The following is a 16,456-nucleotide window of genomic DNA, read 5'->3' as shown; positions in this document are numbered from 1 at the left end:
TACGACAAACTCGCACGCAACTACCTCGCAGGCGCACTCATCGCCGCCACTTGTGCTTACTGGATCAATTGAGTCCGGACCCTAGGCCCTTGACGGGCGTTCCTACGTGGCTCCCGGGGCCGAGTCTGGCGCCGGTTCCGGGGGATCGTCGGGTCGCCAAACACTCGAGCCAGGGGCAGTTCATAAGTCAATTGGGCCAGTCCAAACACTGCTGCTGAGAGTGCTCGCTACACGTTGATCTGGACGTTGGCGCGGAACAGGTTGGACGGATCCAGGCGTGCCTTGATCGCCGTGAGCCTCGGCTCGTTGGGCCCAAACGCGCCGAGCGCCGTAGGTCCGTTCGCTGCCGACGAAGCTTGCTCTCACCCTCGCGGTGATCATCTCGTCCGCGCGAGCCCTCTCACTGGGCAGCCTGTCAGCCACGCATGGAAGCCAGACCGAGAGACACCCAGCGCTTCGCACAGCCATGCCACCGGCCAGATACCCCGGTGCTTCGCGATGAAGACGAACTTCATGTCGACTCCCTCGCGAAGAAGGCGGCGGCCAATCGAGGAGCTGGAAAGCCCCGAGCTCACGCAGGTACTCTCCGAGAAGTTCGGGCAAGACCTCAGCCCGTTCCCGCGCCTGACCACGGTGCGCAAGCTCTCGCAGGCGAAGGACGGGCGCATCCACACGGACGGGCCGAGCAAGGTGATGACCCTGCTCGTCTACATGAACGACGCGTGGGACGCGCCGGAGGATGGCCGCCTGCGGGTCCTCTACGACGGCGAGCACTTCGAGCCCTACGCCTGCGATGTGCCCCCGACCATGGGCACCGTGTTCGCCTTCCTGAGGTCGGACCATTCGTGGCAAGGCCACAAGCCCTTCACCGGGGAGAGGCGCGTCGTCCAGACCGCCTGGATCCGCGACGCGGCCGAACTCGAGCGCAAGAAGAGCCGCAACTCCGTCGCCAAGTTCTTGAAGGGGATCTTCGGGCGTTAGCTAATAAATCAGAACAGTGACTAAGTCGTCTTGGCAAACCGCCTGATCCTGTTGTGGATCCCGCCGATAAGGGCGCAGCCAAGGCAGCGGTCGGATGTCTTGCCGCGGCAATGCCAACCTCTCGCGGCGATGGCCGCTCCATCCTGAGCCATAGAAAGCCCTTCCTGCGAACCGCTGTTCGGTTCCAAGCGAAGAAGCACGTCAATTCATGTGCTCGGGCAGGATGAGCCCGTCGACGACCTGGACGATGCGATCGCATTGCCTCGCGAGATCATGGTTATGGGTGACGATGAGGAATGTCGTCGAGCGTTCCTTGTTGATGCTGCGCATCAACTCGAACACGGCCTCGGCCGATCTGGTGTCGAGGTTGCCGGTCGGCTCGTCGGCAAGCACGAGCGCTGGCTCCATCGCCAAGGCGCGGGCGACTGCGATCCGCTGCTGCTGTCCACCAGACATTGCGGTGGCCCTGTTGTCTCGCCAGCGGGTCAGTCCGACCCGCTCAAGGAGGCTCTCAGCTCGGGTCTCAATAGCGTGGTCCACGAAGCCGCGGTCCACGAGCATCGGCATTATGACGTTTTCGAGCGCGGTGAAGGCGCCGATGAGATGATGATACTGGAACACGAACCCGATCGTATGACCCCTTAAGCGGGTGATCTCGTCATCGGGCATCTTGGTGGCATCGTGCCCATCGATCACGATCTGCCCCGAAGTCGGGCGGTCCAGAAGGCCGATGATGTTTAGCAGCGTGCTCTTGCCCGAACCGGATGGGCCCATAATGGCAACGAACTCGCCAGCTCGGACCAGGAGGTCGATCCCGTGCAGGACCTCGGTCTCGGCGACCGTGCCGATCGCGAACGATTTGCGAATGCCCACCAGCTGCAGGACATCAGCCACGGATAGCCTCGACGGGATCGAGTTGGGCGGCCCGCACGGCTGGCGCCACAGCGGCAATCAGGCCGACGAGCGTGGCCAGCCCCGCAGCGGCGAGGAACAGCGACGGTTCGAGGACCAGCGGGAACAGCTCACTTCCATCCGCTTGGCGTGCGAGCGCGTGCCACGAGACCAGGCTCGCGGCGCCCAGCGCCGATCCAATGAGCGATCCGGTGAACCCTAGCACTGCGCCTTGGATGAGGAAGACGCGCATGATCTGTCCGCGGCGGGCACCCATGGCTCGAAGGATTCCGATCTCCTTCGAGCGCTGGATCACCGACACGACAAGAACGGCGGCGATGCCGAACGCCACCGAGAGCCCGACAAAGAGGCGAATGAGAGTGTTCGACGTCCCTTGCGCCCGAACTGCGGTGTAGAATTGCGCGTTCGTACGCATCCAGCTGTCAGCCCTGACGGCCGCCATGGAGGCGACCTCGTCGGCAACACGGTCTGCAGAATAGATGTCGTCAAGTGTCACGTCGATCGTTGTGGCGCCCCCGACAAGGTCGAACATTGATTGTGCCGTGCGCAGCCCGACATAGACGTTGCGGGCGTTTACCCCCTTGTTGCCAAGGTCGAACACACCGATGACGCGCAGGATCCGCTCCCTTCCGAGTGCGGCGACCAACGCGACCTTGTCGCCGATGCCGATGCCGAGGTCACGGGAGAGCTCGATGCCGATGAGGATGTCGTCTGCGCCAAGACGAACGTCACCGGCTACCATGTAGTCGGGCAGGCGTACGACGCGGAAGTACCGATCAGGATCGATACCCGTGACCGAGACGCTTCGGCTGGCCTGGCCCCGCACTGCGAGAGCGGACCCCGCAACGGTTGGCGACACGACGCGTACCTCCGGGCGGGTCTCCAGAGCTGCCGTGACGCTCTTCCACTGGTCTATGGAAAGGTTCCTTTGAGCCGGGCGCTGCACGGTGGCGTCCTCGATTACGCCCGAACCCACGCGAAGCGGACGCGCGACCTGGTCGGGCGCAAGCAGCTGAACGTGTGGCTGCGAGGTCAGCACGCGCTTGATAAAGTTGGCCTGCAAGCCTGCGAGCATGGCTGACATGAAGATGATGACCCCGACGCCGATTGCGACGCCCCCCACGATGAAGCCGGACTGCATCCGACCTTCGGCAAGGAAGCGCAGGGCGGCGATGGCCTCGAAGGGTAGCCAGGGTCTCACGGCGGAACTGCCCGGATACGTTGTCCAGCCCGCACGCCAGTCCCGAGGGGAACAAGCTGGTCGCCAGCAACAAGTCCCTCAACGACCTCCACTTGCGCATTACCCCTGAGCCCGATGCGCACCGCCTGTTCCCGGGGGCGTCCCTGCCGGACTACCAGCACCCAGGGAGCGCCCGAGCCTAGATCGTGGATTGCCCGGACGGGGGCGACCAGGACGCCTACACGGCGTTGAGCTTCGATGTCGACGGACACCGTCATGTCCTGACGCAGATAGTCCGGTGGATCGTCAACCCTCAGCTTCACTTCGACGGAAGCTCTCGCGATGTCCACGCCGGGATTGATGTAGGAGAGGTGCGCCGGGAACTGCTTGTCCGGATAAGCGTCTGCCGATACGAGGGCCGATTGGCCGATCGCGAGCAGGGACAGGTTCCGCTCATCGATCTGCACCACCACCTGGGTGTCTCCCGTGGGGGCGAGTACCATCAGCACCTTGCCGGGCTGTACCACCGTGCCCTTCTCGACCGAACGACTGATGAGGATTCCGTCGCGGGGCGCCGTGATAATTGAATATCCTAGGCGTACACGAGTTGCCTGGAGAGCGGCTTGTGCCTGCTTCAGCTCCGTTTCAGCCACGACAGTTTGGCTGCCTCCGGGGCTCGTCGTAAAGACCTGCAACTCTGCGGTCCGCACCTGGGTCTGAGCAACATCGAGATCGCGTTTAGCGGCGTCGAGAGCGGATTGCGTCCCATGCCCAGACTTCACGAGTTGATCCGCACGCTCATACGATGCCTCAGCGTTCGCCAGCGTGGCCCGCGCCTGCTTCAGGGCTTCGACCGCCGCGGGGCCAGTGAGTTCGCGCACCTGTCGCAGTTTGGCTTCAGCCTGCGCCACGAGGCCCTCGGCCTGAACCACTGCGCTCTCCAGCTCTGACCTTTCCAGCATGACGAGCGGCTGGCCCCTGTAGACCTTTTGCCCCTCCTCAACGAGCACGTCGCTGACGGTCCCGATGATTTGGCTGGCCACATCGACTCTATAGGGCGTCTCTACATGCCCCGTGGCAACGACGGTTGTCACGAGGTCGCTCCGGATCACCGGGATCGTCACGACCTCCGGCCCGAAGTAGAGCCGCGCCCCCGCGATTGCAGCCACGATGAGAGCCAATATCAAGGCGAGGATCGGTGTGACGTGCGACCGTAGCGTTGAAGCCGGCACAGGTACTCAAAGCCTTTCATCGAAAAAAGTGCTCATTGTCTCGCACCTGAGTTTGTTGCCAGCAATCAGTAAGGCAAAAATTCGGTTCTGCGATATGAGTGCTTCTGCTCATTCGTTTTCTCACTCAGCCGCGCGGAACGAGAGCTGGGAAACGCTCTTGGTACGTACCCACCCGAGGATCGTTCGCGTAAATTCCGCGGACTCGGCAAGGCTAGCGGCCGGTGTGCGCCTCGGCATCACTCAATCCCTCGTGCCGGCTCTTCATGGCCGCGAGCGCTTCGGCAGGCGTTCTGCCCCAAAAACGAGGTTCGGTGGGCGTGATGGAACGGTCGGTCATTGACGTGAACGCGAGCCGGGAAATCTCCTGCAGCAAGTCAGGGGCTCGCTGGTCGACCTAGCGACGATGCTGCCGCGCCCGACTAAGCGAATTCGGTGCGGCTCCGGAGCGTCCGGTCGGTCAGATCATCGGCGAGAGGTACGGATCGACATAGGGCCGGATGCAAACCATCTCGTCCTTCACCGACATGACCCCCGGCACATTCTCGCAGAGCACGCGGAGGGCATCGCGCTCGCGCTCGTCGGAGATGCAACCCGTGAGACTGACGGCCCCGTCTCTGACCGAGACGTTGATCATTGCCATCGGCGTCCAGGTCTGTGCTTCAAGGTCCGCCAGAATGGCGGCACGGATCTCCCGATCGGAAGCCCGTGGAGCGACCTCGCCACGTCCCAGGATTCCGTCCAGTGCGCGCAGGAGATCGGCACGGCTCACGATGCCCATCAGCCGACCGTTTCGCACCACCGGGATCCGCTTGATGTCGTGCTTCTGCATCAGCTGAACCACGTCGGCCAAGTCGGTTTCCTCGCCTGCGCTCACGACATCCCGCGTCATCACCTCGCCGACGAAACGACCGTGAGTTTGTGCGTACTCCGCAGAGAGCCGGCCCGGTCCAAGCAGGAATTCCAGCCACTTCGGGCGCTGGCGTTCTGTCGCAAGCTCGGCTCTGCGCAACAGGTCTCCTTCGGAGATCATGCCGACGAGCTCTCCGGCGTCGTTCTTCACCGGCATCCCGCTGATCCGGTTCGTCAGCATAACGCGGACCGCTTCCTCAAGCGGAGCCGTGTCCTGCACAGACACGACGCCGTAGGACATGACATCTTTCGCTTTCATTGCGGCCTCTCTCCCCTTGCCGACCGGCGTTCAAGGACGTCCGGGATAGAACTGGTTGGTGAAGGGCGATGCCGACGGCGTCTGGATCCTGATGTACCCGACGGCTCCGGCCTGGTGACAGGCGTTACAGGCCGCGGTGACCTCCCTGTAGACGCGGACGAAGCGGCCCGCGTCACGGGCCCGGATGGCCGCCTGGAGTTCCAGCATGGGCGCGTCAATCGCCTGGATCTGCTCCACCGGGATGTTTGCGTAGAGAAGAGCCGCGCGCCCCAGCCCCCGCAGCAGGTGACGCAACTCGTATTCTGCGAGATCCCAGCTTCCCGACCGGCCCGCATACCATAGCTTGATATGGCGAAGCTGGATACCGAGCATGATGTCCCCGAGGGTAGGGACGACGAGTTCCTGCTCCTGCTCCCGCCCTCGGGACGAGAACTGCCCGTATGTCGTCTGCGCAACGACCGCCGTTCCCAGAACGACGCCAGCCAGAAGGCCGGCGAGCAATATGCGCGTCATATGGCGCCCCCAATCGTCAAAAACCTATTGTAATGATCTGTCGTGCCAGCGGCACGGACGTTGACGGGCGTCAACACCGGCGACTGAGTGGGCGAACCCGCCGTCTAGCCTGCGGCCTCGGTACGCCAGCGTGGATGGTGGATCCACCAAGCATTGGTCGACACGGAGGCCCAGAGCGACAGGCCTAGCAGGCTGTTGAAGAACTCAGCCCCGCTCGCAGACGAAGCCTGAATCGTCGGCCTGATGGATGAAGATATGGCCGACGAGGCGGCCGGCGGAACCGATCTTGACCCATCCGCGGCCGCAGGCTTCATCGCCGTCGTCGAAGCCCTGCCATGAGAACTCGGCGCAGGCCGCTCCGTCCCGGGAGCCGTATCGGACATCGAGGAAGCCCTTCAGGGCGACGAAGGCAATCTCGCCGTCTGAGGCACCCTCAAACGTCAGTTGGGCCTCCTCGCCGATGTCGAGAACGTCGTTGTCCCAGACGTCCATCTCGACGATGCGCCAGCGGCCAGCGAAGACCTTCGCGAAGGCGGGGACCTTCGCCATCAACCGGTCTCCGCCAGCAGGCGCGGTAGGCAGACCAGGTTGTAGGCCGCAGCCGCGAAGGTGAAGGCCCATCCCACCCGGTCGACGCCACACAGCATCGTCCGACGCGTCCCCGCGACCGTCTTCATCCAGCCGAACGCCTCCTCGATCCTCTTGCGCACGCGCTGGCTGGCCCCATAGCCGGGATGGCGGGTCGTCCTCCCGTCGATGGCCGACCGCCCACGGCGCGTCGTGTTCTGAGCCACGTGGGGCCGCACGTTCATGCTGCGGAGCTCGTTCACGAAGTCAGAGGCGTCGTAGCTTTTGTCGGCCCCCAGTGTCACCGCCACAGGGCGATTGGCGCGACCCTCGATCATGGCCAGTGCCGCGATCCGCTCGGCATGGGTCAGGCAGGCGTCCACGAGGAGGCCGGAGCGGCTCTCCATCAGGGCGTGGCCAAGAAAACAGAGCCGCGCCTCCATACCCGGTCCCTTGCGGTACAGCTTCGCCTCGGGATCGGTGACGCTGACATGGGTTGCATTGACATCGCCCGTAGCAGCTTCTCCGGCGGGATCGAGGGGCGCCCCGTGCGGGAATGCAGCGCCGCGAAGTCAGCTCCCATGGCTCCAAGGGCCTCGTTGACCACCTCTCGGATTGACCGAAGCGGATGGTCCTTCCGGACACGAGCCTCAAGGACGACGTAGCTGAACAGCGCACCCGATCTCTCGTCCGAACCCCGCACATCCACCTCCGTGCTGACGCATCGGAGTGAATCATGCCGCGCCGCTGCGGGCGAGGGAGTTCTTCAACAGCCTGCTAGTGGATAATCCCCGGGTTTGCCATGCATCAGAACTGGCGGTGACGATTTCAGCGACGTTCGGCGTCACTGGTATCTTCAGCCGAGACGCTCAGATCTGCAGAAAGCACGTCTAGTATCATCCGCACTCGGTTGTCAGTAAGGGAATACATAATTCCCTTTCCGTTTCTTGTAGTTTTCACAATCCCAACTTGACGTAATATTGCCAGTTGCTGCGAGACTGCGGCTTGCCTTGACCCGACTCTCGATATCAATTCGCTAACAAAGTGAGGTCGTTCAGACAAGCATAATAAAATAGAGAACCTTGTTTCATTTGCAATGGTCTTGAGCAAAGTGCTGATGCTCTTGGCATTGTCCATAATAATATCGGTGGGCGGTGATGATAGGTGTTTCATTGTCTTGTCGGGAGACGTCGCTTTATGTTGAGGTGCGGCTTGGCCCATCGGATCCTCCCGGCATAGCCTGACCGCAGGATGCGACGACGTTTGTCATGAATGCAAGGATCGGCACGAGCCCCGAAAGGGCACACTCATCAGTGGTGCGTCTCGCCTGCGCGCCGATCTGTTCTTGTAAGCCGCGACGGTTCCTGGCAGTCCGCCGGGGCCGGGCCGGATAACTCAGGGGTGACAGAAAAAGCAGCCGGATCTTTCATTGGATTGAAACAGGAACCTGTCTCGCAGCTTCCAATAGGTGTCCCACTTCCGTCGACAAGTTTGGCTTCACGAGGTCCTTTAGTTTATCAATATCCGAAATCCGAATAACGTTTCTACTGACGAAAACGCCGTGATCACTGATCTGGACAAGCAGCCTAGAGAGGTTCTCTTGTGTGCTTCCGATAATGCCAGCAAGGGTCTGCTTCTTGAAAGGAATGGCGAATTCGTTGGAGTTGCGGATGAGATGCTCGTGAAGGATCCAGCTGCCGAGCCGCTCAAGCGAGTTCCTGAGCTTCTGATTGTTCAAGTCCCTGATCAGGGTGCGGTTGCTGCGGATCGACGACATCAAGAGCTTCTTGCAGAAGCCAACGTCAGTGTTCACGAGCTCCGTGACGACCCTCGACGGGATCATCAATATCCGACAGTCAGCCAACGCACGTGCTTCGGACAGGGCAGGTTCCTGCAGCAGTGTCGCTGCGAGGTAGATGAGCTGGCCTGGCCCCATGATGCCGACCGTGCTCGAGGAACGTCCTGAGTCGCTATGTATTTCCACAACTCCACTCATCACATAGAGCAAGAAATCCGGGTAATCTCCGTTCTTGATGATTGTCGATTTGTTTGGATAGTCGATGACTAAGCTTTCGCTTATCAGCTTTTCAAATGAAATTGCGCTCATCTCGCAGAAGAAGCTAACCGCTCGTAGTTTGTCGCGGTACGACTGTGCGAACATTGCAACCCCATGTAATGGACTTGAGCGCCGAAGGTGGTGACTGGACGTTTCCTATTGTCGCGGTGGCCGCCATGACCGCGCTGTCTGCACCTAGATCATCGATCGGTGGCGCGCATCGACCGCCGGAGTGCAGAACCATAAGCTACGCAATCATCGGTGAACGACTTCTTAATTGCACGTGCCCGAGCTGGAATTTGTCGGCATTATCAAGGCTTAAGGCCAAGCTCACGCTTCCGAGCGTTATCGTGCCGACATTTCGACCATCATGAACAGCATCAACCTCGGAGAGTCCGCACTCGGCGCCGTCCGCCAGTCTCAAGACGCCCCGGTCTGCATTGCTGGCCAAGATTCCGGTCCGTTCCTCCGGCTTTTGGGGTATGCCAAAATGTCGCACTATGGTACTGCAGTGCGCCATCAGGCAGATCCTTGAAATTTGTGGCGATGCAAACTCTTCGCGAAGAACTTGTTGATGCTGTTGTAGGCCACTTCAGCGCAAGGCAGAATCATGCTCAAGAAGCTGAAGCTCTGTCTGTAGACGTTGGTGAAACTGTTGATTCGCTCGCCTTTGTTGCTGCTCAGTTCATTGCTGCACTTCCACCCGATGCGCGCCCGGCGCTGACCCTGCGGTTCATCCGGGCCTTCCAGGATGCTCTTGTGGCTGAGGTGATCGCGGCGATCCAACGAGAGGCAGAGCGCGCCGCACGCAATTGAGCGATCTCTGCCATCTCCGGCGCGGGGACCTGTGTGGGCGGCGGCGTGGGGGCACAGCATGGTCTATGCTGGCGAGAGGTAGGCAGTGTTTGTTCGCTGACGATGGACCATCACACCGCCTGCGTTGAACTTGATGCCTGCCGGCAGTCGCGCATACGCTGTCAGTAAGCTTTGGCTTGGAACTGCCAAGCCTCTGGACGGGTATAAGCGCTCTGTGCCGACTAATGGTGAATCTCGTGGGCTCTACTCCTGACCATTACCGAGCAACCATCACGACGGTTTTTCGAAATGCACTGCCTCATAGGCCGGCCGAAGTAGGTCTCGTCGGAAAATGACCAGTCCGCTTGACGATTTCAACAAACGGACGACTGCAGGGGGCGGTTCTTGGATCCAAGGCCCGCCAACGAACGTGGCGGAATCGGCAGCGGAAGCCTTTATAGAGTCTCAGCGCCGCAGCAATACCGTAGGTGGCGGCAGCATTGACTTCGGAGTCCCAGCTTCCGCTTTCATACTGTTAATAGGCGTCGCTCTTTTCGTCCTCGGAACTTACGTCTCTGACAATTTTCGTGAAGCCAAGGCTATGACAGGCCTGCTTCTCGTCATCGTCAGTGGATTTATGATGCTCGTTGGCGTTGGCGGTGTTGTCGTTGGCTGCATCAAAAATCTTACCACTACGAGCGGCTGGCGTTGCCTGTTCTTCGCCGCACTGGCAGCGTTTGCCGCGTGGTGGTTCTCACGAGCGCTTTGGATGATGAGTTTCGGGTTGGTTCCGCAGGGATTGATGCCGGTTGTGGCAGCTGCGCTGGTATTGGTAGCCATGGGAGGGAGACGCTAGGCTGCGAGTACGACGGGGGTGATCTAACGGATTCGATTCATAGGCCGGCGGACGACCTCAAGCAGTGGTTCAAGACCCCAGGCGCCGAGAGCCTGGTTCACAATCAACTCGACGAACCGTACGTTCTCGATGACATATTCGCCGCGCGGCGCGATCCGGTCGAGGCTCATCGAAAAGTGGTCAGCCGCGCTGGCCGTCTACGCTGCCGCCCGCCGCCGCAAGAAGCGTGATTGAACCCCGCTCGGCCGGTCGTGTCCCGGCTGATGGTGTAGGAGCGCCGATCCTCGGCAGGGTCCGAGGATGATCAGGCAGCCACGGCTGACATCCTGCGGACGGGATCATCGCTCAAGGTGCTGAGCGACTCCAGACTCATGTAGCGCCGCGTGACCGCCCACTCGTCGGACTGTTCGAGCATCAGTGCCCCGACCAGACGGATGACGGACCGGTCGTTCGGGAAGATGCCGATGACGTCGGCCCTGCGCTTGATCTCGCCGTTGAGACGCTCGAGCGGGTTTGTGGACGCGATCTGCGGCCAGTGCTCGCGCGGGAAGGTCATGTAGGCGAGCACGTCGTCGCGGGCGCCGTCCATCATCTCGGCGAGCTTGGGGAACCGCTCGCGCAAGGCATCGGCCACCTGCCTCCATTGCACGTGGGCCGCCTCGGCCGTGTCCTGGGCAAAGATCGTCTTCAGCATGGCGACGGCCGCAGGGCGCTGCTTGGGCGGCACGTGGGCAAGAGCGTTCCTGAGCCAGTGCATGCGGCACCTCTGATGGGTGGCGCTGAACACCTTCGCCGCGGCTGCCCGCAGGCCTTTGTGGTCGTCAGCGATGACAAGCTTCACCCCGCGCAGGCCCCGGTCGGCCAGAGAGCGCAGGAACGCCTTCCAGAAGGGCTCGGCTTCAGAGGCGCCGGTGGCGACGCCAAGAACCTCGCGGCGCCCGTCCGTGTTCACGCCGACGGCGACTATCACGGCGAGCGAGACGATCCTGCCGGCCTCGCGCACCTTCAGATTAGTCGCGTCAATCCACAGGTAGGGCCAGGCGCCCTCGATCGGCCGGGACAGGAAGGCATTAACCCGCTCCTCGATCTCTTCGCAGAGCCGGCTGACCTGGCTCTTCGAGATACCCGAGCCGCCCATCGCCTTGACGAGATCGTCGACGGCCCGCGTCGAGATTCCGTGCACGTAGGCCTCCTGGATGACTGTCGTGAGCGCCTTCTCGGCGGTGCGCCGCGGTTCCAGGAACGAGGGCATTCAGGGGACAACGTCACCGTAACTCCATCCGAACGCGCATTACAGAGATTGCTGTCGTTTGCCCTGGGGATAAGACTGATTCATCGTGGCTCCCGATCGCCTTCATCTCGGCCGCAATGGTACTCGGATACGGCTTGACAGTTGCGTCGCGCCTTGCGTCCGCCGTGACACCGTCCAGATGGGCTTCAATGCTTGCTCGGTGACTGGACCGGCGCTGACGACCGGGCGGCTATCTCTCGTGCGAGGAGATCCTTATCCCGTTCGAGAAGATCAAGGCCGCGATGCGGCCGATCGTACCCTGATGTTCGCGGCTAAACGGTCGACAGGAACCGAGCGACCGCGGCGAGCGCGAGGGCGCCAACTGTCAGGCACAAGACCCAGATGAACGGGCCAGGTTCGTCGGGCACGGTGACAGCCTGCCTTAGACAAATGCAAATTCACCGGATCATGAGCGGATCGCAGTTGCCAATCTGTCAGTAAGCGGAAGCTTACTATTAGATCAGGACATGCCACAGCGTGACGATGACGAGCGCGGGAAGAACAAAACAGCCGCCCAAAAGAACGGGTCGACTTCACTATTCAAGAAGGATCGGGGCATTACAAGCGTTGATTGCTTCGCCCCTCTATAGATGGTCGCCGGGAACTCGTGCAAGTGCCGGAATGCATGCGTACCGCTCGTTCAGATTTCACGAAAGCCCCGTTACCTCCGGCTGGCGTCGGAGGTAACGGAACTTTGCGTGACTAAGGGCGGCCCTAGAGTTACGGGCCTGAACGGGGGCCGGTGGCGTGCCAGAACCGGCCGGTGCTCAACGGTTCCTAGGACGATGGGACGCGGGATCGCCGCTGAGCAAGACGATGGTGCTTTTCAAAGCCTTCGCGAATGTGAATCTTGGGCGCATCCGGATTTCTACGGATCCCGGCTGACGTGCCCGCTGAAATGACCCCTCTCAAAATCTAGAACTCGTCGATACTGAGCCGCTGCTGACGTTTCTGAGTCGAGATTCGTCTACTTTGGCCAATCTCTATCGCCTCGCGCGCGCCCCGCCGCCAGCATGAGCGGCTCGCCTTCGAAGATCTCTACATCGATGAAGCCGCTCTCCACCAGTAGCGCCTCGACCTCCCCGCGGCTCCACGGGTGCCCACCGCTGCGCAGTACCTGCAGCGTCGCCAAGCGCCCCGCCAGTCCGGATGGTGGGGGCGCCAGAAACCCAAAGACAAGCGTGCCGCCTGGAACGAGTGCCTCTCGAAGGACGGGCAGTGACGTGGCGGCGATCGGCCCCGAGAAGAATGGACCCGGTAGCCAGATGAGGTCGTAGACCCCGACCTCTCGAAATTCTTCGAGGGCTTGATCCCGGATCATGACTTGGCGGGTCACGCCCTCGCTGAAGACATTTTGCCGGGCCAACGCGAGGGCCGGTTCCCATCGATCTAGTCCCGTCGCCGTGAAGCCGGCCCACCTGCGGGTTGCCTCGATGGCAATCCAGCCGGCCCCCGTCCCGATGTCGAGGAACTTGCCTCCCGACCTGAGGGTATCCGCCAGGCTGGACCGTCGCTCGGCGAAAGCTTCGATCCTATCGATCGCGAAACGGGACGAACGGCCTTGGGAGTCGAGGACGACCGGATCATCGAAAGTCCAACCGGGCGACCGATCGGGGTTCTCCATGAGATCGACGGCCTGGCGCAGAAGTGTCCTGATCCATGCCTCGGCGATGGTGGCTTCCGCAGGCGATAGACCCTCAAGGCCATCTGGGCTCAACTCACTCGCAATGTCGTCCAGCATCGAAGCGATGCGCGGGTCCGGCAGAATGTTTTCGTGGCGCAGACGGATCGCGGCGCCGAGGGCGGCGAGGGCATGGGCCGAGTCGGCGAGGTCACGAGAGATCGCCATCAAGCTGCCGAGTGCCATGGCTCCTCCTGTAGCGACCGTTGAAACGTTCGGGCCTGATCACTTCTCACAGTAATTCTGCGCCCTTACCACCTTCCGCGTCCATACGGATCGGCTCATTGGCCATTGCAAATGATGGTTAGAATTATGCCTAGGACGGATGATTGCCGATCGCCGCGATGATCGAGCGCCAATGATGCCAATGGCCTCCGCTTAGACAGCGCCCTCGTCCTCCCAAATCTGACCCAGCGCGTCCAAGACTCCCTGTGCGAGATCGGCCCCGACCTCATGGCTCGGGCGGATCGGCTCATCGATTAGCGAGAGCGGCTCCCGCATTCTGCGTCGGGTGCAGGCCGAGTTCCAGGCGCCGTGATCTCACCCAGATCGCCCTCGAAGAAGAGCAGTTGATCCTTCAGCGCGTCGGGACAGTCGTAGTAAGGGGGCTCACCGGAAACCCCATGCCCTTGTACAGGGCCGTCGCCACTGGAACAGCTCGACCCCGGGAGTTGACGCCGACAAGGCGAGATAGCGATCGCCATCTTCCGCCGAAGCGAACGTGACCGATGGCCTAGGTTTCGTCATGTCCCTCAGCTTCGAAAATGACCGTCCGCGGTTCTTCGGCGGAGGGTTCAAACGCGTTCGTCAGGAAGGCGACGAGAAGGTGCGCATGCTCAGCGTCATCATGGTGGAGTTGAACGACGATGTCAGATCGTCCGGCGTTCCGGACCACAAGGATGGGCTGCCCCTCGCTACCCTCGACCACGCTGAAGTGCGGCACGGGCCTGCTCGTCATGACCGCGTGTGCCCCAGTGCCCACTGGTAGTGGAGCGATCTCATCGTCGCCTTGATCCGGTCGAAGGCGACGAACACCTCGTCTCGATCGCTGTCGCTTTGCGCCAGAACAGCGAAGACGCCCTTCCCGGAATCGCAGCGCGTGACCCGCCCCGTGATGTCGACCTCGGCGTCCACATCCGCGATACGAACGATATCGCCTGACGTCGCATGCACGGCCTTGATGAACTGGTAAGCCGGCATTCGCACCCCAACATACAAACGTCGAGATGTGCGAATTGGTTCCCTCCCAGTTGAGGAGCTTCACATCGTTGCATTGCAAACGAAAACTACGCGAGCATCGTGATCAGAGCCGGAGCCTCATTTCGCGATCGACGCCAGAGCGGTCGCGACGATGAAGACCCCATACAAGGCAACGACGGCCTCGACCACGTGCGCGAGCCGGTTCGGATGGTTCACGTGATGGCGTTCGTCCATGATGGCCTCCTGGCCGGACGTGGGGGACCTGCGGCCAACTGCGGCATTCTGCCACCTCGACCGAGCGCGCCATTCTACATCCGATGCGGGACAGACCGTTCCTGCTCCCCGTGATGTGATCCGCTAAGGTCCGAGGTCAACGCCACGCATCCGCTGGTCCGATCGTTCGAAAGCGTCGACGAGGCCGTCAGCTTGGGACGCTTTCCTGCGAGAAGCGGATCGAGCGGCACGCATGACGAGCGATGACCGGCCGGGGCCCTGCCGTCCGTGGGTCCCCGACCCGAGCGCACGCGGTCCAGCAAAACTTATGACCGCCCGTTTCTTGCGCCAGCCGATGGGTGCTGGATAATGGCCCCGCCAGCGACGGCATCAGCACGCGGGGTGGCGGCCATGCGACGCCGTGAATTCCTGTCTCTCCTCGGCGCGGCGCCGCTCCTTGTGAAGCCGGCGCGCGCCCAGCAGCCTCTGCCGGTTGTCGGCTTCCTCAACCCGGTGTCGCGTGACACCTATAGCTTCCTCTCCGACGCGTTTGGACGGGGCCTTGCACGCGCCGGGTTCGTGGACGGTCGCAACGTGCGCATCGAGTACCGGTGGGGCGGCGGGGATTACGGGCGCCTCGGTCCGATGGCCGCCGATCTAGCAGCGCGGGGCGTCTCTGTCCTCGCAGCCACGGGCGACATCGCCTCTGCCCGCGCGGCACAGGCGGCGACGCGAACGATCCCGACGGTCTTCACAATCGGTGGCGACCCGGTGAAGCACGGTCTCGTCGCGAGCCTGAACCGTCCTGGTGGCAACATCACCGGCGTCTACCTCTTCTCGTCGATCATGAGCGCGAAGAGGCTTCAGTTCCTGTTCGAGTTTGCGCCGGGCAGCCGGCGCGTGGGGCTCTTCATGAACCCTGACAACTTCACGGCGGAGGCGGAGCAGAAGGAGGCGATCGAATTCGCGGCCGCGACAGGGCGCGAGGCCGTGGCGATCAACGCCCGCAACCCCGCCGAGCTAGATGCGGTCCTTGAACAGGCCGGACGCTTGCGGATCGACTCGTACCTGACGGCGAGTGATCCTCTGATCCTCGACCGGCGGGGGCGCATCATCGCCTTCGGCCAGGAGAACCGTCTGCCGGGCATCGGCTTCGTGCGGCAGTTCTCGGTGGGCGGCACGTTGCTCAGTTACGGACCCAGCATCGTCTGGATGTATGAGCAGTGTGGTGAGTACGTCGGTGCTATCCTTAAGGGAGCCCGGGTGGCGGACCTTCCCGTCGTCCAGCCCACGGACTTCGACTTAACGATCAACCTGAAGACGGCGGCGGCCTTGAATCTGGTGGCGCCACCGAGCCTGCTCACACAGGCAACCGAGATCATTGACTAAAGCATCTCCAATGCCTGTGCCGCTTCCGCGCGTAGTCGTCCCCGTCGGGCCGAACGCGATCTCGAACGTCGAATTGAGGATGGCCCAACGCGGCCAGAATGACGCGAAAGGCTGCCTGAGACACCACCTCGCTGGTGGTTGGACTATTGGCGGCAGCGATGGCTGCGCATGCGGTCGACGCGCAGGCAGCCGAAATAGGTGATGGCAGAGGCTCAAGCAAGCGGATCCGCCCTCCAGCGGGCGGCGGGATATGGCGACGGCCTCCCGTCGAACCACCTCGGTTTCGCCATGTTCGGCGAACTCAAATCGGGCATCGCAGTGTCAACTCTCGGTAGTTTCGCGCCCCCCCGCTTTGAACCTGTCAGCGGCGCTCCACCACCCTCCCATCGATTGTTCTTTTCCATTTCGAGTCCTTCCCTCCC

General features: G+C 61.9%; 16 protein-coding genes and 3 pseudogenes. 4 read left to right on the top strand and 15 right to left on the bottom strand.

Going from position 1 to position 16,456, the window contains the following annotated elements; translation table 11 throughout:
• Nucleotides 1-227 precede the first annotated feature (227 nt).
• Nucleotides 228-287 (bottom strand): hypothetical protein, encoded by a 60-nt coding sequence (locus tag ACX9GQ_RS24695; RefSeq protein WP_459632272.1) that lies wholly within the window; start codon nt 285-287, stop codon nt 228-230.
• Between the two features lie 25 nt (nt 288-312).
• Nucleotides 313-545, bottom strand: a pseudogene (locus ACX9GQ_RS24690) (IS3 family transposase); the annotation flags it as partial.
• Here ACX9GQ_RS24690 and ACX9GQ_RS24685 point away from each other — a divergent pair.
• Complete coding sequence (locus ACX9GQ_RS24685) at nt 499-981, top strand: 2OG-Fe(II) oxygenase (protein ID WP_459632271.1); 483 nt, start codon at nt 499-501, stop codon at nt 979-981. The pseudogene ACX9GQ_RS24690 and the gene ACX9GQ_RS24685 sit on opposite strands and share 47 nt — an antisense overlap.
• A gap of 201 nt (nt 982-1,182) precedes the next feature.
• Here ACX9GQ_RS24685 and ACX9GQ_RS24680 read toward each other — a convergent pair whose 3' ends face one another.
• The 10 genes and pseudogenes from ACX9GQ_RS24680 to ACX9GQ_RS24635 form a co-directional block, all read right to left on the bottom strand.
• Nucleotides 1,183-1,875 carry an ABC transporter ATP-binding protein gene (locus ACX9GQ_RS24680; protein WP_459632270.1) on the bottom strand — a complete coding sequence of 231 codons (693 nt, stop codon included), beginning with the start codon at nt 1,873-1,875 and terminating at the stop codon, nt 1,183-1,185.
• Nucleotides 1,868-3,094: an ABC transporter permease gene (locus ACX9GQ_RS24675; protein WP_459632269.1), complete on the bottom strand. Its 1,227-nt coding sequence runs from the start codon at nt 3,092-3,094 to the stop codon at nt 1,868-1,870. The genes ACX9GQ_RS24680 and ACX9GQ_RS24675 overlap by 8 nt, the downstream gene beginning before the upstream one ends.
• Entirely contained in the window at nt 3,091-4,260 is a 1,170-nt protein-coding gene (locus ACX9GQ_RS24670) for an efflux RND transporter periplasmic adaptor subunit (protein ID WP_459632268.1), read from the bottom strand. The genes ACX9GQ_RS24675 and ACX9GQ_RS24670 overlap by 4 nt, the downstream gene beginning before the upstream one ends.
• A gap of 256 nt (nt 4,261-4,516) precedes the next feature.
• Entirely contained in the window at nt 4,517-4,678 is a 162-nt protein-coding gene (locus ACX9GQ_RS24665) for a hypothetical protein (protein ID WP_459632267.1), read from the bottom strand.
• 84 nt (nt 4,679-4,762) lie between these two features.
• Complete coding sequence (locus tag ACX9GQ_RS24660; RefSeq protein ID WP_459632266.1) at nt 4,763-5,455, bottom strand: CBS domain-containing protein; 693 nt, start codon at nt 5,453-5,455, stop codon at nt 4,763-4,765.
• A 48-nt stretch (nt 5,456-5,503) separates the two neighbouring features.
• Complete coding sequence (locus ACX9GQ_RS24655; protein ID WP_459632265.1) at nt 5,504-5,986, bottom strand: hypothetical protein; 483 nt, start codon at nt 5,984-5,986, stop codon at nt 5,504-5,506.
• Between the two features lie 204 nt (nt 5,987-6,190).
• The gene (locus ACX9GQ_RS24650) at nt 6,191-6,535 is read right to left on the bottom strand and encodes a hypothetical protein (protein WP_459632264.1); all 345 of its coding nucleotides are present in this window, start codon (nt 6,533-6,535) and stop codon (nt 6,191-6,193) included.
• Nucleotides 6,535-7,256 (bottom strand): annotated as a pseudogene (locus ACX9GQ_RS24645) (transposase). The gene ACX9GQ_RS24650 and the pseudogene ACX9GQ_RS24645 overlap by 1 nt, the downstream one beginning before the upstream one ends.
• Before the next feature lie 125 nt (nt 7,257-7,381).
• Nucleotides 7,382-7,774: an ArsR/SmtB family transcription factor gene (locus ACX9GQ_RS24640; RefSeq protein ID WP_459632263.1), complete on the bottom strand. Its 393-nt coding sequence runs from the start codon at nt 7,772-7,774 to the stop codon at nt 7,382-7,384.
• Between the two features lie 205 nt (nt 7,775-7,979).
• Nucleotides 7,980-8,714 carry a cyclic nucleotide-binding domain-containing protein gene (locus ACX9GQ_RS24635; RefSeq protein ID WP_459632262.1) on the bottom strand — a complete coding sequence of 245 codons (735 nt, stop codon included), beginning with the start codon at nt 8,712-8,714 and terminating at the stop codon, nt 7,980-7,982.
• 426 nt (nt 8,715-9,140) lie between these two features.
• On the opposite strand from ACX9GQ_RS24635, the gene ACX9GQ_RS24630 reads away from it, so the two are divergent.
• Nucleotides 9,141-9,425, top strand: a complete 285-nt coding sequence (locus ACX9GQ_RS24630; RefSeq protein ID WP_459632261.1) for a hypothetical protein — start codon at nt 9,141-9,143, stop codon at nt 9,423-9,425.
• 331 nt (nt 9,426-9,756) lie between these two features.
• On the top strand, nt 9,757-10,260 hold the full coding sequence (locus tag ACX9GQ_RS24625; protein WP_459632260.1) for a hypothetical protein: 504 nt from the start codon (nt 9,757-9,759) through the stop codon (nt 10,258-10,260).
• Nucleotides 10,261-10,564: 304 nt separating this feature from the next.
• On the opposite strand, the pseudogene ACX9GQ_RS24620 reads toward ACX9GQ_RS24625, so the two are convergent.
• The 3 genes and pseudogenes from ACX9GQ_RS24620 to ACX9GQ_RS24610 form a co-directional block, all read right to left on the bottom strand.
• Nucleotides 10,565-11,509 (bottom strand): annotated as a pseudogene (locus tag ACX9GQ_RS24620) (IS256 family transposase); the annotation flags it as partial.
• Nucleotides 11,510-12,518: 1,009 nt separating this feature from the next.
• The gene (locus ACX9GQ_RS24615; protein WP_459632259.1) at nt 12,519-13,418 is read right to left on the bottom strand and encodes an SAM-dependent methyltransferase; all 900 of its coding nucleotides are present in this window, start codon (nt 13,416-13,418) and stop codon (nt 12,519-12,521) included.
• 768 nt (nt 13,419-14,186) lie between these two features.
• A complete protein-coding gene (locus ACX9GQ_RS24610; RefSeq protein WP_459632258.1) occupies nt 14,187-14,432 on the bottom strand; it encodes a hypothetical protein in 246 nt (81 codons plus the stop codon).
• Nucleotides 14,433-15,014: 582 nt separating this feature from the next.
• On the opposite strand from ACX9GQ_RS24610, the gene ACX9GQ_RS24605 reads away from it, so the two are divergent.
• On the top strand, nt 15,015-16,034 hold the full coding sequence (locus ACX9GQ_RS24605) for an ABC transporter substrate-binding protein (RefSeq protein WP_459632257.1): 1,020 nt from the start codon (nt 15,015-15,017) through the stop codon (nt 16,032-16,034).
• Nucleotides 16,035-16,456: the final 422 nt, after the last annotated feature.

The sequence above is a fragment of the Alsobacter sp. R-9 genome (assembly GCF_054612375.1).
Note: the sequence above shows the minus strand (reverse complement) of the source record. Positions and strands in the feature narration are given on the sequence as shown.

Coding starts and splice junctions, on each gene's coding strand:
- ACX9GQ_RS24685 (WP_459632271.1), top strand. CDS start 499: ATGAAGACGAACTTCATGTCGACTCCCTCGCGAAGAAGGCGGCGGCCA.
- ACX9GQ_RS24660 (WP_459632266.1), bottom strand. CDS start 5,455: ATGTCCTACGGCGTCGTGTCTGTGCAGGACACGGCTCCGCTTGAGGAA.
- ACX9GQ_RS24655 (WP_459632265.1), bottom strand. CDS start 5,986: ATGACGCGCATATTGCTCGCCGGCCTTCTGGCTGGCGTCGTTCTGGGA.
- ACX9GQ_RS24650 (WP_459632264.1), bottom strand. CDS start 6,535: ATGGCGAAGGTCCCCGCCTTCGCGAAGGTCTTCGCTGGCCGCTGGCGC.
- ACX9GQ_RS24640 (WP_459632263.1), bottom strand. CDS start 7,774: ATGGGCCAAGCCGCACCTCAACATAAAGCGACGTCTCCCGACAAGACA.
- ACX9GQ_RS24635 (WP_459632262.1), bottom strand. CDS start 8,714: ATGTTCGCACAGTCGTACCGCGACAAACTACGAGCGGTTAGCTTCTTC.
- ACX9GQ_RS24625 (WP_459632260.1), top strand. CDS start 9,757: ATGACCAGTCCGCTTGACGATTTCAACAAACGGACGACTGCAGGGGGC.
- ACX9GQ_RS24615 (WP_459632259.1), bottom strand. CDS start 13,418: ATGGCACTCGGCAGCTTGATGGCGATCTCTCGTGACCTCGCCGACTCG.
- ACX9GQ_RS24610 (WP_459632258.1), bottom strand. CDS start 14,432: ATGCCGGCTTACCAGTTCATCAAGGCCGTGCATGCGACGTCAGGCGAT.
- ACX9GQ_RS24605 (WP_459632257.1), top strand. CDS start 15,015: ATGGCCCCGCCAGCGACGGCATCAGCACGCGGGGTGGCGGCCATGCGA.